This window comes from Collimonas sp. GW821-FHT07E08 (assembly GCF_059418905.1).
The window spans coordinates 183,555-199,751 of sequence record NZ_JBWKQR010000009.1; the positions used below are offsets into that span (position 1 = coordinate 183,555).

Below are 16,197 nucleotides of genomic sequence, written 5' to 3' on the forward strand. Positions count from 1 at the left end.
TCAGTTATTTTTCCTGGCGCGGCCGGTCTTCTGCTGCGCATGGTTCTCGACCGCGCCGCGCACCTCGAAACGCACCTGGTCGACCACGGCCATTTTATGGTCCAGCAGCTCCAGCACATGCCGGCCCGGCCATGGCATCCAGTCGAAGGCCAGCTGCGGATCCGAGGCTGCCGATTGGCGGCTGGTTTTCTTGCCTGCCTTTGTTGCCGGCGGCGTCAGCAGCTTGCCGTCGAGCCGCCACGCGCCGCTAGGCAAGCCGTCGGCGGCGAAGCGTATGCGCTGCCGCTGCGGCGGGATGTCGGGATCGAGTGCGACCAGCATGCCTGGCGTCGGATAGCGTATGGCGATGCTGATGTCGTCCGAGCTGGCGGTGGTGATCAGGCTTTGTTCGGTCCCGGCCAGGAAATATTCCTGGCGCGGCGCTTCGATCTTGTCGGCGTAGCGGATGTCCTGTTCCACCACGCCGGCCGGCTTTTGCGGAACCTGCTGCCGCAGCTGGTCGCGCGTGTGCAGGTATTGCATCACTTCTTGCCAGACCGGCGCGGCGCCGGTGACGCCGGAGACGTCCCACATCGGCAAACCCGAGGCATTGCCGACCCAGACGCCGACCGTGTAGCGGTCCGAATAACCGATCGCCCAGTTGTCGCGCATATCCTTGGAAGTGCCGGTCTTGACCGCGCTCCAGACCCGTGTCGACAGCGCATTCTCAAGGCCGAAGGTACGGCTGCGGGCGCTGCGGTCGGACAGGATGTCGCCGATGATGAAGGCGGCGCCCGGGTCCATCACCTTCGTCATTTTTACCGCCGGATCGGCCAGCGTGGTGCGCACTCCGCTATAACGCCCCTGGTTGGCCAGCGCGCGATAGGCATTGCTCAGCGCCAGCAAGCTGACATCGGCGCTGCCCAGCGCCAGGCTGTAGCCGTAATAGTCGCCGGATTCGCGCAGCTGGAAACCGAGTCCTTGCAGGCGCTCGAAGAAAGTCGTGGGGGTGACCGTCACCAGCGTGCGCACTGCCGGGATATTCAGCGATGAAGCCAGCGCAGTGCGCACGCTGACCAGGCCCTTGAACTGCTTGTCGTAGTTTTGCGGGATGTACAAGCCGCTGGCGGTCGGCAGGTTGATCGCCGAATCGTTCAGGATCGAGGCCGCCGTCATCCATTTTTTTTCGATCGCCAGTTCATACAGGAACGGCTTCAAGGTCGAACCTGCCTGGCGCAGGGCCACCACGCCATCGACATTGGCCGCATTGGAAAACGAACCGCTGGAACCGACCCAGGCCAGCACGTCGCCGCTGGCATTGTCGAGCACGACGATGGCGCCGTCTTCGATATTGCGCTCCACCAGTGCCGCCAGCTGGCGCCGCAAGGCATCGTTGGCGAAGCGCTGCACACCGGCGTCCAGGGTTGAGCGCACCGCCTGCCCCGGCGTACGCAGCAGCTTGCGCGCCAGGTGCGGCGCCAGCTGCGGGGCGCTGGTGGTGACGATCACTTCGGAATTCGAGCCGGTGCGCACCAGCGCCAGCAGGGTGAAATCTTCCAGGCCGTTGCACTCTTGCGCCGCACGCTGTTCCTGCAAGATGCGGCAAGCCCGTTCCGCGACCCGGGCCGGCGTCGCATTCGGGCTGCGGATCAAGGCCACGGCAATCGCCGCTTCGCGCTGGCTCAGGCCGCTGGGATGCTTGCCGAACAAGACCCGCGACAAGGCGTGTATGCCGACCAGTTCGCCGCGGAAGCTGACCAGGTTGAGGTAGGCTTCCAGGATCTGGTCCTTGCGCCAGTTGCGCTCCAGCTGCTGCGCCACCACTACCTGCGACATTTTCTGCCTGATCGAGCGCGGCGAAGTGCGGCGCCGCAGGTCGTCGTCCAGCAAGCCGGCCAGCTGCATGGTGATGGTCGAGGCGCCGCGGGTCTTGGTGTTCCACAGGTTGCCCCAGGCTGCCGCAGCCACGGCATTCCAGTCAACCCCGCTATGCTGGTAGAAACGCCGGTCTTCCGACGCCACCAGCGCATTGCGCAGCGCCGGCGACACATCTTCCAGCGCTATCCACGACAGGCGGCGCTCGTTCGGATTCATGCGGACCTGCTGCAGCAGCTGGCCCTTGCGGTCGTACAGGCTGGCTTCTGACGAACGGAACTCCTGCTGCACATCGGCGAAACTTTGCAAGGCGTGCGCCGGGCCGGCCGCCAAGGCCAGCAACAACGCAGCCCCCAAGGTCCAGCGCTTGAGGCCAGTCGACTTCACTTCACCGTCCATTTCTGGTTGGGGCTTTCACCGAACATTTCCGGCGCATACATCGCTTCGACCCGGGTCGGCGGCAAGCTGAACTCACCCGGATTGTTGATGCGGAAGGTATACGTCATGGTGAATTTCCCTTTCGGCACATACTCGTAGTAACTGCGGAACGCTTCGAAACTGCGCTCTTCATACGCTGCCCAGGCGCTGCCGCTAGGCCGCTCGCCGGTGGTGGCGATGGCCGAATCGCGGCCCAGGCCGGAACCCAGCAAGGTAGCGCCGGCCGGGATCGGATCGGTCACCACCACCCAGGTCATGTCGGTCTGGGCGTCGACTTCGAGGTCGACCCGCACGATATCGCCGCGGGTGTATTTACCCTTTTCCTTCTGCTCCACCGGGACGATGTTCTTGCTGATCCGGTAGCCGCTGGAGAACGGCTTTTTCAGCACTACCGCCGCCAGGCTTTGCACCGTCACCCACGGCGCGCCGCTGCCGGCGTGGCTCAGCTTCAGCTCGGCCGGCGCCGTCGACGACGGCCAAGGCAACTGCAGCTTGCCGGTCTCGTTAGCAGCCGCTGCGGCAGGCCAGTTGTAGCTCTGGCTGCCGCTTACGCTGGCGCCCTGCTCCAGGTTGGCCTTGGTGGTGCCGGCGACCTTTTCCGATTCGAACTTGCGCGCGAATTTCTGCAGCGCCAGCGAGCCCCACAGGTTCGCCGTGGTAGTCGACCAGTGACCGCGCGACTGGCGCTGGATGGCGCCGTTGATCAGTTTCGGCATGTCCTCTTTCCAGGCCGGGTTCTCCAGCATGGTCAGCACCAGCCGGTTGGCGTTGACATCGGCGCTGGCCATCAGCCACCACCAGTAATCGCTGCTCTCGGTCGAGAAGCCCATGCGCGTGCTTTGGTAATTCAGGCGCGCACGGATCACCTGGTCGGCTTCCGCCTGGCGCTTGGCGCGGTCTGGAATGCCCGATACCCGTTGCAGGATATTGATCCAGTCGAGCACGGCCGAGGTCGGCCACAGGTTGGGCGAGATCTGGACCGAATCGAGCATCGCCGGCCGCACCCGGTCATAACGCGACAAGGCTTCCAGCGCCGCCAGCTTGCGCACGTCCAGGTCTTTCTGCGGCGACCAGAAATCGCGCGTGATCTTGCCTTCCACGAACGCTGCCAGTCCATCGAGCATCTTGTCGCGGCTTTGCTGCGGAATCGCAAAGCCGGATTCCTGGGTCACCGCCAGCAGGTACGCCGTCAGGGTATCGCTGCCGCGGCGGGCGTTGCCTTCGTTCGGCGGATAGTAATACGCCAGGCCGTCGCTATCCAGGTAGGTCGGCAAATCGTTCAATACCTTCTGCCACATGGCGTCGTCGCGCAAGCCGATTGCGCGCGATGTCTTTTGCTCCAGGCAGGAGAACGGGTAGTTGACGAAATAGCGGCGCAGGCCGTCGCTGCCGGAAGCCAGCGACGGCGCCAGCGAGATCGCCAGGCCGCCGCGCCCCGGCAAGCCGTCGGCAGGCGGCGCTACCGCCATGCTGAACGGCTTGTCGAGCTGGAACAGGGTGGCCTGCTGCACCGTCACCGGCACCGCAGGCACCACGCGCTGGACGAACTTGATGCTGTCCTTCACTTTCGGTCCGCCCTGTTCCTGGGCATTGATTTCCCATGCCAGCTGGCCGACGTCGGCCGGCACCGTCACCGCCCACACCAGCTCGCGCGTTTCACCGGCAGGAATGCTCTCGTCCTTGGCTGCCAGCGGCGTTGCCGCCGGCAGGCCCGCGGCCTGAGCCGTGGCATGGATTTGCATGGCGCGGGTGGTGGTGTTGCGCACCGTGACCAGCGCGCTGAAATTGTCGCCCTCCCGCACCAGCGGCGGCAAGCCGGATATCAGCTGCAAGTCCTGGGTCGAGCGGATGCTGACGGCGCCGGTGCCGAACAGGCTGTCGCCGCTTTGCGCTACCGCCACTATCTTGAAGCTGGTCAGCGCATCGTTCAGCGGCACGTCGACCTGCGCCCTGCCGCTGGCGTCCAGCACGATCGCCGGTTTCCACAGCAGCAAGGTATCGAACAGCTCGCGCGTCGGCGATTTGCCGCCGCCGCCGCCGGCAGGAATCGCCTTGCGGCCGTAATGGCGCTTGCCGACCACCTGCATTTGCGCGGTCGAGGTTTCCACGCCGTAGCTGCGCCGCTGCAGCATCGCTTCCAGCAGGTTCCAGCTGCGGTTCGGCTCCAGCTCCAGCAGCGCTTCGTCGACCGCCGCCAGGGCGATTTCAGCGCCGGCCGCCGGTTTGCCGTTGGGCAGGTTGACCTGGATGTTCACCTTGGCGGTGGTGCGGATCGCATAACTAGGCTGGTCCGCCTTGACCGTCACCGCCAGCTGGTTGGCGGCGGTGCCTACCGTGATTTCGGCGATGCCGTATTTATAGGCTGGCTTGGCCAGGTCGACGGTAGCGCTAGGGGCCTGGTATTCCTTGAATTCGCTCCACCAGTTCAGCGGCTCTTTCCAGCCCCAGGTAAAGAAGGAATACCACGGCACCTCGCGCATGCGGCCGCGCACCGCCAGCACCGAAACAAATACGTTGGGGCCGTAGCCGGCCTTGACCGGCAGGCTGAAGGTCGGGTCCTGGCCGTTCAGCTGCACCACCTGGGTTTCGATCACGCCTTCGCGTTCCACCGCGACCAGGGCGGTAGCGTAGCGGAACGGCATGCGGACCTGGAACTTGGCGCTTTCGCCGGGCTGGTAAGTCTTTTTCTCAGGCAGGATATCGATACGGTCCTGGTTTTCGCCATCGAACCACAGCTCGCCCTGCTTGGTCACCCAGACCGAACTGGTGGCCAGCGCGGCGTGGCCGTCGCCGTCCTTGCCTTTGGCTGTCAGTTCGATATTACCGGGCTCCTGCAATTCCACGGTACAGATCATCAGGCCGCGGGCGTCGGTCTTGCCTGAACACAGCGCTCCCAGGTCGCTGCCGCTGGTGGTGTTTTCGTAAGCATAGAATCCACCCACCATGCGCTTGCGATGCGAATTGGTCTGCTTGCTGGTTCCGCTGATCTCGACCGGCACGCCGGCTTGCGGCTGGCCGGCCGGATTGAGAGCGACCGCCGTCAGCGTCAGTTTCTTCTTGACCGAAACCCACTCCCCCGCTTTCAAGCCGACCACCACTGCCGCAGGCCAGACCGGCGTAACACTCGATACGGTCTGGATTTCACCGTTGGGATCGGCATACGTCATTTCCGTCAGCAATTCCTTCGGCACCGTAACCGCCGGCATGTCCTTCACCACGGTCTTGCCCGCGCCCGCCTTGTCCAGGGTCACCGGCAGCTTGTCGGCCACGATTTTCTGGCTGTCGGCGCTGCTGTCTTCGTCGTTGCGCCCGGCGGCGAAGGAATAACCGTCGTAGCCGGAAAAACTCACGGCCTTGCCGCGCAACAGGCTGGTGATGTGCACCGCCTGGCCGGAAGCGCCGCCGCCGTTCAGGTAATTGAGCTGCACGGCAAGCGGCACTTCTTTCGGCGCCACCAGGGTCTTGGGCGGCGTGATGCGTCCCTGCAGCAACGGCAGGCGGAATTCTTCGACGCGGAAGCTGCCGCTGCTGTAGCTGCGGCGGTTTTCGTCATAGCCTCCGCTATCGGAATCGGCGTCGGAGTCTGCGTCCGCATCGCCATCGCCGCCGATGACGCCGCTCTTCACCTTGCCGCCGTCCAGCACCACTTCGTAGCTGCCCAGCTTGGCTTCCTTCGGCACCTGGAACACGGTTTCGGCATTCTTCTGGCCGCGCCAGTTCAACGCAAACTGGTATTCCTGGCCGCTGCCCTGGTGCGTGATGCGCACCCGGGTCGGCAGCTTGTCGGTCGGCAGCAGGCCGAAACCCTGCATGGTCTCGGTGCGGATCACGTGTTTCATCGATACCGTCTCGCCGGCGCGGAACAAGGTCCGGTCAAATATCGTATGGGCGCGCACGGTAGCGGACTTGTCGTAATCCATCGGCAGGTTGAAGCGCCAGGATTCGATGCCGTCGTTCCATGACGTCAGCGCAAAAGCCATGTCGGCGCGGCCCTTGTCGTCGGTCTTGCGGGCGCTGACGAAAAATCCGTCGATATGTCCCGGCTGGTTGCCGTCGCCGTTGCGGCAACCGTCCAGCGGGAACTCCGGCACCATGGCAATCCCGGTCTTGCCGGTCCTGCCGCGCCACAGCTCGGTGCCGCGGCAATCGGAAATCCGGACGTCGGCGTCGGCCACCGGCTTGGCGCTGTCCAGCGTGGTGACCCACACCGCGCCGTTCTGGCGGCCGATCTTGACGTGCACCGACAGGTTGGTCACCAGCGCGCTGGTGCGCACATACATGGGCGCGGCTTTGCCTAGCAAGGAAGCGCCCAGCTTTTGCGATTCCAGCTCAACCACGTAGAAACCCGGATCCTTGAGCGGAATGCCGATGACTTCAAACGGCCGCACGCCGTCCTTGCTGTCCGGCGACGGCGGCAGGTCCAGGGTCTTGGCCCCGGCCTGCTTTGCCAGCAAGCCGATGCTGCGGGTTTCCACCTGCTTCTTGTTGATGGTGATCGTGGTTTCGTGGTACTTCCTGAGCTTGGTCAGCCAGGCGATGATGTTCTGGTCGTCGCTGACTTTCAGGTTGCTGACCGCGCCGGGATTGACCTTGCCGTCGGCGCTGCGGGCCAGCATGCCGGTCTCGACGCTGCGCAGGGTGACCGGCAAGGTAGCGTCAGCGTTAAGCTCGATGATGCCGAACGGCGCCGAGGGAAATTTCGCCAGCGGCGGATAGTCGGCCATCCGCACCTTCAGCGGAAACGCGGCGGCGTTCGACAGCGGCCGGCCGTTCTCGTCCTGGAAACCTGACGGCAAATCGACACTGAGTTCCGCTTTTTCGGCAAACGGCGGCTTGAAGGTCAGCTGCGACACCGTGTCGTCGGCATCGTTCTTTTCAAAAAATGGCTTCAGCTTGCCGTTGGAAGCGTTCAGCGTCACGCCTTCAGCCAGCTTGCGCGGCACCGGCGCGGTAAACAGGATGCGCAGCGGCAGGATAGGCGCGCAGGCGGCATTGGCGTTCTCGCGCTCGCAGCTGACGCTGGCGGTAAAGGTCGGCCGCACCTTGAACTTGAATACTTGCGGCTGGCTGCTGGCGATGCCTGAAGCGGTGCTCACGCCCTTGTCCCAGGTCAGGCTGACCGCACCGTCGTTAGGCAGGCGCTGCTGGCATTGCAAGGTGCTGACCCGGTCCGGATTGATCTTGTCGGCGAAATGCTCGAGCAGCTGCTTGCGCTCGGCGCCGGCGATGAACTTGACCGGGATCCGTTCATGCACGCCCTCCGCCTGGCAGTACACGTGCTTCAGGATGCTGTCGCTGGTGGCGGCGCCGTTCTGTATCAGGATGAAGGCTTGCTCTTCTTCGATCCTGTCGCCGCGCGGCATGATGTCGACCACGGCCGGGCCGCCGGTATTGAACTGGAATACGGTCTTGCCGCTGACCGCGGCGCCGGACAGCAGCTTGAACCCGGTCTTCACGGTAAAGCCGCAGCGCGTTCCCGGCGGCACGTCGCGCACGAAATCGTAGATCCAGTTGCGCTCGTCGGCCCAGCGCCCGCTGCCGGCCTCGGAACAGCTGATGTCGAACGGCGTGGGCGATTTCGGGTCGCCGAACTTGATGGCGGCTTCCGAGAAATTCACCCGCACCTGGCGCACCTGGGCGACCTCGCCCTGCGGTGAAAAGCTGTTGATGCCGGCCGCATGGGCGGTTTGCGCCGCCTGGCCGGCCATCAGCGCCGCCAGCAGCGCCAGCGTATTGCGCGCGCCGCAGAGTTTGCGGCCGAAAAAAAACAGCCCCGGAAAGCGCACGGCGCTGCTGCTGGTTTTCTTTCGTTGTGTCGCTGCTTGCATGACAATCCTCGGGCTAGGAAAAGATGAAATATGACTTCGCGAGGATACAGCATCTCTATGTCTATATGGCAATTTTATGGTTTAAACAACACTCCCGTGTTGTCTTTTTGCAGCCGCCGTCCTGGCGCCACGGTCATGCCGATGCCCACGGAAACCTGACTTCGACCAGCAAGCCCTGGTCGTCATCGGCGGCATTGAGCCGGACAAACGCGCCGTGCTGGTGCGCCACCGACTTGACGATAGTCAGGCCCAGCCCGCTGCCGCTCTGGGTCTGGTCCGGGTTGCGGAAAAACCGGTCGAACACGCGTTCGCGCAGCGCCGGCGCAATGCCCGGCCCCTGGTCCGCCACGCTCAGCACGACCTGGGTCAGGTTGCTGTGCAGGCTGACGAAGACGGTAGCGCCCGGCGGGCTGTATTTGATCGCATTGTCGACCAGGTTGTCGATCAGCGACACCAGGCTGTCGCGATGGCCGAGGATGTAGCACTGGCCTTCGGACGTCAGCTCCAGCTCGATCTGCCGCAGCTGGGCCAGGTTCGACAAGACGGCCAGCCGGTCCTGCAGCAGCACGCCGAGGTCGAGCCGCTCCAGCACGATGCTGGCGGCAGGATCGCTGCGCATCAGCATCAGCAGCTGGCCGACCAGCCTGGTGGCGCGGCTGTTGCTGCTCAAGATCCCCGCCAGCAGTTCCTGCTGGCGCTGGTTGCCGGCCTGGCTTTGCAAGGCTTCCACATTGACCCGCATGGCGGCCAGCGGCGTGCGCAGTTCATGCGCGGCGTCGGCGATGAAATTGCGTTCCCGCTCTACGCTGTCGCTCATGCGCTGCAGCAAGGCATTGATCCGGTCCACCATGGAACTCAGTTCCAGGTGCTTGGGCTTGTATTCCAGAGGCGCCAGGTTCTGCGGGCCGCGCGCGGCCACTTCGCGCGCCACCCGGCTCCAGGGACGCAGGGCCATGCGGATCGACAGCCAGGCCGGCAGCAGCAGGAACGGCAGGCTGATCAGCAGCGGCAAGGAATAATAGCCGCGTGAATTCATGTCGATCAGCATTTCCATGCCGTCCGCCGGCACGATCATGGTGACGCTGGTATCCGAATGCGGCGATTGCACGGTGCGGGCGCGCCAGCGCACGCCGTCGACGTACAGGGTTTCCGGCTGGCCGAGGCGCCGGTTGCGGATGCCGCCGGGGGTGTCCTCGGACTGGTAAATCAGTTTCCCGGCTTGCCGCACCTGGATGCTGGGCGACAGCTTTGGCGTGTTGCCGCCGATGCCGTAACCTTCGCGCACCGCCTGGTCTATCAGGCGCAGCACATTGTGCTGGCGCTCGGGATTGTCGGCCAGGTTTTCGACCACGCCGAATATCGCCTCATACGTGCGGTCGAGGCTGATCGGGCCGGGCGCCCGGCTGGTCTCGAACATGGCGTAGCCGATAAACAGGCTCCACAGCAGCGTCAGCAGCAGCATCTGCGCCAGCAGCAGGCGCCGCACCAGGGTTGGCCGCACCAGCCCGCTCCACCAGCGGCGCATCATTTGCGGGCGCTGCGGGCCGGCGCCTGCAGGTCTATCACGAAACCGACGCCGCGCACGGTGCGGATATAGCCGTCGCCGATCTTGCGCCGCAGGTTCGCCATGTGCACATCCAGGGTGTTGCTGGCGTTGCCCTGGCCGCCGGGCAGCGCCAGGTCTTCCAGGATGCGGCGCGTCACCACCCGGTCGGCGCGTATCAGCAAGGTGCTGAGCAAGGCGTATTCGCTGGCGGTGAGCTCCACCGGCCGCTCCTGCACGGTGACGCGGCGAGTCGGCGCATGCAGCGACAGGCCGCGCAGTTCCAGGGTTTCGCCATCGAAGCCGTAGCTGCGCCGGGCCAGGGCGCGCACGCGCGACAGCAGTTCAGCCAGCACAAAAGGCTTGACCAGGTAATCGTCGGCGCCGCTGTCGAGGCCGAGCAGGCGGTCGCTGACCGCATCGCGGGCGCTCAGGATGATCACCGGCAGGCCCTTCTTTTCACGGCGCAGGCGGGCCAGCAGGCTCAGGCCGTCGCCGTCGGGTAAACCGAGGTCGAGCAGCACCAGGTCGCAGGCGTCGGATTCCAGGTGGCGCAGCGCATCCTCCAGCTGGCGCACCCACACCACATCCATGCCATGGTCGGACAAGGCAATGCGCACGCCGTTGCCCAGGTCCAGGTCGTCTTCGATCAGCAGTATTTTCATAGGCCCGTATTTAAACACTCCAACGTGAAGAAAAGCTGAAGGGCCCGCTTGTTACGGGTCCTGGCGTCTTCAGCAAACGTTAACGAATGGCTCATGTTTCCTTCATATCGCTCGCGGATACTGCTTGCTTGACCGCTCCGGCGTGGCATTCCCCCACGGCACAATCCGATTAGAAAGCCGATAATGAAAAAACGTCTTAACAGAAAAAACCTCGCATCCCTCGGCATGCAGCTGATGCTGCTGGGCGCCGGCAGTTCGACTGCCGCCAATGCCCTGGCCGACACCGCCAAAAGCCGTTCCAAGAACGACGAAAACACCCTGGCCATAGGCGCCGGCGCGGCTTTTGGCCCCCGCTACTCCGGTTCCGACCAGAACATGGCCGGGCCGGTCCTGGCGCTGGACTACGCCACCCCCGGCGGCTTCTTCGCCAGCACCATGCGCGGCATCGGCTACGGCAGCACGGCCGGCGCTTTCAACTATAGCGCAGCGCTGGGCTACCGCGGCAGCCGCCAGGAAAAAGATGAAAGCAGCTTCGGTTTAAGCAGCGGCAGCACGCGCCTGCGCGGCATGGGTGAAATCAAAGGTTCGGCCATCGCCATCCTGAGCGCCGGCTATACGCCGCTGGAATGGCTGAACCTGAGCGTCACGGCCGACCTGGCGCTGTCGCAGAAAGATAACGGCAATGCCTTCCATTTCGGCGTATCCAGTCCGTTTTACGCGGCAGACAAGGACAAGCTGACGCTGGCCGCAACCGCCAGCGTCGGCGACAGCAAATACATGCAGACCTACTACGGCGTCAGCGCGCTGCAATCCGCCAATTCCGGCTACGCCGCTTTCAAGCCCAAGAGCGGGCTGTACGAAGTGAGCGCCAGCCTGGGCTGGGACCACCAGTTCGACAAGAACTGGACGCTGCATGCCTTGGCCGGCGCGACGCGGCTGCAGGGCGACGCCGCCAAGAGCCCGATCGCCAGGCGCAGGCTGGCGCCGAATGCCGCCGTATACGTCACCTACAGTTATTAACATGGCCAGCGACGACCTGATCCTGATCACCGGCGCCACCGGTTTCCTGGGCAGCGCCACCGCGGTGGAAGCGATCCAGGCCGGGCTGGCGCATCGCCTCCTGCTGATGGTGCGGGCGCCGAATCCGAGGCAAGCCCTGGAACGCCTGTGGATCCAGCTCAAGCAGATCGGCGCCAGCGACGCCGACCTGGCGCAGCTGAGTTCGCAGCAGGTGTTGTGCGCCGAGTTGCCGGAGCTGGCCGGCGTCGCCGCCGATCCGCGCCTGGAGCAGGTGTCGGCCGTGATCCACTGCGCGGCGCTGGCGACTTTCACCGACCATCCGGCGCTGGAAAAAACCAATGTCGACGGCACGCTGGCGCTGGCGGCGCTGATGGAAGGCCGGCCGCGGCTGCGGCGTTTCCTCTATATAGGCACCGCCATGGCTTGCGGCAGCCATTCCGCGGCTGACAACAGCATTCCCGAAATGCTCAGCCTGCCGCTGGCGCAGGAAGACCACCTGGTGCCGTACACCCGCTCCAAGGCCATCGGCGAACGGCGGCTGCGCGAACATTTTCCCGACCTGCCGCTGGTGGTGCTGCGCCCTTCCATCGTGGTCGGCCATACCCGGCTCGGCTGCACGCCGTCGCAAAGCATTTTCTGGGTGTTCATGGTGTGGCAGAAACTCGGCGTGCTGACCACCTCGCTGGATGACAAGATCGACGTCGTGCCGGTGGACTGGTGCGCCCGCGCCATCTTGCACCTCGCGCTCAAGGAAACGCTGGCGCAGCCGGTATTCCACCTCTCGGCCGGAGTCCAGTCCAGCCGCTCCTTCCGCCAGCTCGACCTGGCGCTGGCGGCCGGCGGACGCAAGGGAGTGTACGGCCGCGGCTATGAGCGGATCGAGGTCGGCCAGATAGACCAGCTGATCCCGCGCATCAAGGTCCGCATTCCCGACTGCAATCCGCGGCTGCTGGCCAGGGCTTTGAAACTGTATGGGGAATTCGCCAGGCTCAACTATGTTTTCAGCAACCGCAACCTGCTGGCCGAAGGCGTGGCCAGCGCGCCGCCATTGACGGAATATATCGGCTTGTGCGCGACCAGCACACGGAATATCTCTATCGCCAACCAGATGAAGTGGGATTTTAAATAATCCGCAGGCGTCGGCGAGATTATCGGATTTCAATCTGACCGAGAAAGCGCTGAGCATAAATGCCGAATCGTCGTTTCACGCATCAGGTTGCAATCGCCCGGCTTGGTTTTTAATAGCCCTCGGTTTCCTGAAAACTTGCGGCAACCGTCAAAGCTGTGAAATGGCATGATTCAATGAAATGATTTCAACGCCTCTTTCAACCAATATCCGAAAATCGCCATGCGCGGCCTGTGCATGGATTCCATAGCCAGGCCTCTGTCCAGGCCACATTTCCCGAGACGCGTGTTTTAGATCGCAACAGGGGCTTCTATGAAACTCCATGAATTGTCATGAAAATTAATGACTTCAATTCCAACAAGACTTTCCCTGCAATTGTTTTAGTTAGAATTTTCGCAGCCAAACGCTGCTCGAATATCTTGGCTGCACCGCAATTCCACGTCCAAATGCAATAGGAACCTGATCAATATTAATTTTCAACTTAGAGCGAGGTCGATAAATCTTATGCAAAATCCAATCATGAAACTCGAGGATGACCAGTGGCTGCAGTTAGAGCCATTTTTGCGGGGCATGGGAATGGGAGTGGCTCGTGCTCGAAACAATCGCAAGTTCATCGATGCCATTTTGTGGTTTATTTCCAATAAATACAATGCCTGGGTGGATATGCCGCCAGAGTATGGAACCCGCTCAAATATTTATATGCGTTTCAGGCGCTGGAATGAATCCGATTTCTGGCGGCAATTGGCAGATAGCGTCGACGGCGACGACATCCTGATGGCAATGCTCAACAGAATTGCGGAATATGCCGACCATGAAAAACGGCGCGTCACTTTAAAAAGGGAAAAGCGGGTTATTTGCGCCAGGACCAAAGCGAACCTTTATAAGCGAGTTGAACATAATATTCCGCCAGAAACCTTGCGGTCCACATCACATTGGGTGGGATTGGTTGCCGAGTGACGGCAGGTGTTTTTTCATTATGTCCCCCTTCCTGGCAGTCGCTGAATTTTTATCTCGATCCATATGCCCGATTTTTTAGTTTTTAATAGTCTGATAAATAGACAAATTCTTTTTTGCAAATAGGGAAATGCAAGTGATCTTCACAAAAAATGCAGAAACCTTATCACCCACAATATTTTTTTCTTTAAAACAGCATTTCAACGCCCTGGTCGTTTCCGGCCTGATTGGTTCATTGATTGCTGCCGGCGTTGCACTGATGCTGCCGAAGCAATGGCCGGCAACCTTGCTGTTCAAGATCGGGCAGGTCGAGTCCGCGGCCAATTTGCTGGCAAAGCCCAACGATGTCGTCCAGCGCATCAATTTTCCGAATTTCCCGGTCAAGGTAGTGCAATCGCAAAGGCTCCGGATTTCCGAATTCCCCAACGAGCGTAGAAATATCGTAAAAAAAACATTATCTGCCGACATGACAAAAGATGGAGACCTGGTAAAAATGACAGTCAATGGCCACACGCCAAGCGAAGCCAAAGAAAATCTGAGCAGGGCATTCGAGGTACTGCAAACGGAACACGAAGAATTATTGAGGCCATCGCTAACGAAATTGAAAGACGATATTGCCGCCGCAAAGAATGCGCTGGAAAAAAAGGAAGGCGAGCGGGCGATCCTTCTTGAACTGCGGCAAAGAATGGATGCTTCGGAAGCAAGCGAAAAAAACATTTCCGAAGATATCATCCTCGCCTCCATGCTGCGCTCCAATACGGTAGAACTGCAAATTTACCGCGAAAAAATCAACGCCCTGGATGAAAAACTCAATCCGCACAGAACGTTCAACACAAAAGCGGTGACCGCCATCCACGTGCCAACGCATCCCGCTTTCCCGAAAATCGGCGCCGCAGCATTATTGGGACTTTTCTTAGGACTTTTGGCAGCGGGCATGTGGATACTCATGCGTGACAAGGAGCCATGGAGCGCGATATGCGGCGATGAAAGTCAGGCGCCAGCTGATTGACCCGGTTTGATGGCTGCTTTCCTTGAATTTGAACGCAGCTTGATCCATCTCCCTTGAGTCACGCGCCAGCTCCTCCATGATTGGAACAAAGGCGTCGGCCGCCATCGATGGTTTTTTGTAGCAGATTAGTGCCAGGACGATTGACCAACGGCTCGCGGGATGCCGTATGCAGTCCAGGGGCTCCGAATCTCTTCTGTTTATTTTCGCCTGGAACTCCGCCTATAATGCGCTCGAACGATAAGTGGTCCAGCGGCGATCCGATCCACGTCCGTGGCGAAGCGGGTGTTCGGATCGCAGTACAGCCAGGTACATTCAACACATAACGTTTGAAAGAACGCATGGCAAAATATCTGATTTGCGGTCTTGCCTATTTCGACGACGAATATTTCGAACTTACGTCGGCCAACGAGCCGGAGCACGTCATTCAACTCGGCGCTGCAGCGAGCCGCTGCCTGCTTATCCTGCTGGAAGCAAAAGGACATGTCGTCACTAAAAAGGATTTGCTGGAGGGCGGCTGGGGACAATACGGGAACGTCGTCTCCACCAACAACGTCAACCAGGCTATTGCACACATCCGGAAATGTTTCGCCGCGTTCGGCATCAAGGCCGACAGTGTCGTCACGATTCCGCGCATCGGCTACAAAACCTCCGACACCTTCTTCATGCGCAGCGCAAAGGACGACCAGCCTCCCGCCGTTGCCACACCTGCCAATCCCACATTGCCGGCCGATATTGCGCCGAATGTCCTGGACAGCCCTCCACCGTCCATGGCGCCCGATATGGCCATGCCGACGGCTGCGCGCCGGCAGCCTGGCGCAACCTATGCGGCGTTCGCTGCGCTGGCCATATCAAGCGCGATAGCGGCATTCATGTTCGCACCGAATTTGCAGCGCCCCCTGTTTCAAAGAGCTCCCCACGCCAGCTATGTTCCAGTCAAGACCGGGGAGGAAATCAGGCATTTCATAGAAGAAGGTTTTGCCGACAAAACCGAATTTATCGCCCAGAAGATCAGCATGCTGGAAAAAAATCCACCTCGCTTGCTGCCCTCGACACCTGACTGGAATGTGTACATCAACGGCGCCCACGCCAATAACGTATTCAGCTATTTCCTGTGCCGCAACGCCATTGAGAACAGCGATGCCGATTGCGTATCCTATGTGATCCTCGACGAGGCCGATCTATGAAAAAGCAATGGCTATTCCCTGCCGCAATTTTCATCGCGGTTGCGCCGTGGATTGTCTTTTCCTTGCAAAGAACCCTCAACCGTATCGACTGGTCCTGTCAATCGTCCTATGAAATCAACAGGATTTTCCCAGGGAACATGATTCGCGCATTTGCGCGGGTATCGAGTCATTATCATGCCGATGGCGCCGGCGTCATGCGTTTCACAGGAACACTGCTGCAAGAGCAGGCAGGGAAACCCGACATCAAAACCACTTTGCACCGCGCCACCGAATTCGAGCACAGCACTCTCGGTTCTTTCCTCCGGATCACCACCAGCAAGGCAACCTCCTTCATGGATGACAATACCCCGGACGAACTGGCCGGCAAGTACGCTTACATGGGTTTCAATCCAGGATATGTGGAATATTTCCAGATCATGAGAATAGGCAGCGATGCGATAGCTTCCGGTTTCGCCGGATTGCCGCGCATTTATTGCTTGCCGCCGGCTGCAAAAAACGCCGTCAAATGATTTTGCGGAAGTGTACTGGCACGACTGGGACTTGACCTCGCAGGGCCGGCGACATGAACCACAGCGC

10 protein-coding genes are annotated in these 16,197 nt (G+C 61.3%); 6 read left to right on the forward strand and 4 right to left on the reverse strand.

Features of this window, described 5'->3' with window-relative positions:
* The 4 genes from pbpC to AC07RZ_RS13790 all read right to left on the reverse strand — a co-directional run bounded on the left by pbpC (position 1) and on the right by AC07RZ_RS13790 (position 10,328).
* On the reverse strand, positions 1-2,253 hold the full coding sequence (pbpC, locus tag AC07RZ_RS13775; protein WP_494668317.1) for a penicillin-binding protein 1C: 2,253 nt from the start codon (positions 2,251-2,253) through the stop codon (positions 1-3).
* Entirely contained in the window at positions 2,238-8,120 is a 5,883-nt protein-coding gene (locus AC07RZ_RS13780) for an alpha-2-macroglobulin family protein (protein ID WP_494668318.1), read from the reverse strand. Before AC07RZ_RS13780 ends, pbpC begins: the two co-directional genes overlap by 16 nt.
* Before the next feature lie 133 nt (positions 8,121-8,253).
* Positions 8,254-9,648, reverse strand: coding sequence for a sensor histidine kinase (locus AC07RZ_RS13785; protein ID WP_494668319.1), 1,395 nt, complete (start codon positions 9,646-9,648; stop codon positions 8,254-8,256).
* Positions 9,645-10,328 (reverse strand): response regulator, encoded by a 684-nt coding sequence (locus AC07RZ_RS13790; RefSeq protein WP_494668320.1) that lies wholly within the window; start codon positions 10,326-10,328, stop codon positions 9,645-9,647. The genes AC07RZ_RS13785 and AC07RZ_RS13790 overlap by 4 nt, the downstream gene beginning before the upstream one ends.
* Positions 10,329-10,511: 183 nt before the next feature.
* Here AC07RZ_RS13790 and AC07RZ_RS13795 point away from each other — a divergent pair, with 183 nt between their 5' ends.
* From AC07RZ_RS13795 to AC07RZ_RS13820, 6 genes are all read left to right on the forward strand, one after another.
* The gene (locus AC07RZ_RS13795) at positions 10,512-11,348 is read left to right on the forward strand and encodes a MipA/OmpV family protein (RefSeq protein ID WP_494668321.1); all 837 of its coding nucleotides are present in this window, start codon (positions 10,512-10,514) and stop codon (positions 11,346-11,348) included.
* Between the two features lies 1 nt (position 11,349).
* A complete protein-coding gene (locus tag AC07RZ_RS13800; protein ID WP_494668322.1) occupies positions 11,350-12,477 on the forward strand; it encodes an SDR family oxidoreductase in 1,128 nt (375 codons plus the stop codon).
* 501 nt (positions 12,478-12,978) lie between these two features.
* The gene (locus AC07RZ_RS13805) at positions 12,979-13,431 is read left to right on the forward strand and encodes a transposase (RefSeq protein WP_494668323.1); all 453 of its coding nucleotides are present in this window, start codon (positions 12,979-12,981) and stop codon (positions 13,429-13,431) included.
* Between the two features lie 127 nt (positions 13,432-13,558).
* Positions 13,559-14,437, forward strand: coding sequence for a hypothetical protein (locus AC07RZ_RS13810; RefSeq protein ID WP_494668324.1), 879 nt, complete (start codon positions 13,559-13,561; stop codon positions 14,435-14,437).
* Between the two features lie 338 nt (positions 14,438-14,775).
* On the forward strand, positions 14,776-15,621 hold the full coding sequence (locus AC07RZ_RS13815; protein ID WP_494668325.1) for a winged helix-turn-helix domain-containing protein: 846 nt from the start codon (positions 14,776-14,778) through the stop codon (positions 15,619-15,621).
* Between the two features lie 137 nt (positions 15,622-15,758).
* Positions 15,759-16,130 (forward strand): hypothetical protein, encoded by a 372-nt coding sequence (locus AC07RZ_RS13820; protein WP_144739254.1) that lies wholly within the window; start codon positions 15,759-15,761, stop codon positions 16,128-16,130.
* Positions 16,131-16,197: the final 67 nt, after the last annotated feature.

Coding starts and splice junctions, on each gene's coding strand:
- AC07RZ_RS13795 (WP_494668321.1), top strand. CDS start 10,512: ATGAAAAAACGTCTTAACAGAAAAAACCTCGCATCCCTCGGCATGCAG.
- pbpC (WP_494668317.1), bottom strand. CDS start 2,253: ATGGACGGTGAAGTGAAGTCGACTGGCCTCAAGCGCTGGACCTTGGGG.
- AC07RZ_RS13805 (WP_494668323.1), top strand. CDS start 12,979: ATGCAAAATCCAATCATGAAACTCGAGGATGACCAGTGGCTGCAGTTA.
- AC07RZ_RS13815 (WP_494668325.1), top strand. CDS start 14,776: ATGGCAAAATATCTGATTTGCGGTCTTGCCTATTTCGACGACGAATAT.
- AC07RZ_RS13820 (WP_144739254.1), top strand. CDS start 15,759: ATGATTCGCGCATTTGCGCGGGTATCGAGTCATTATCATGCCGATGGC.
- AC07RZ_RS13790 (WP_494668320.1), bottom strand. CDS start 10,328: ATGAAAATACTGCTGATCGAAGACGACCTGGACCTGGGCAACGGCGTG.
- AC07RZ_RS13810 (WP_494668324.1), top strand. CDS start 13,559: ATGCAAGTGATCTTCACAAAAAATGCAGAAACCTTATCACCCACAATA.
- AC07RZ_RS13785 (WP_494668319.1), bottom strand. CDS start 9,648: ATGATGCGCCGCTGGTGGAGCGGGCTGGTGCGGCCAACCCTGGTGCGG.
- AC07RZ_RS13780 (WP_494668318.1), bottom strand. CDS start 8,120: ATGCAAGCAGCGACACAACGAAAGAAAACCAGCAGCAGCGCCGTGCGC.
- AC07RZ_RS13800 (WP_494668322.1), top strand. CDS start 11,350: ATGGCCAGCGACGACCTGATCCTGATCACCGGCGCCACCGGTTTCCTG.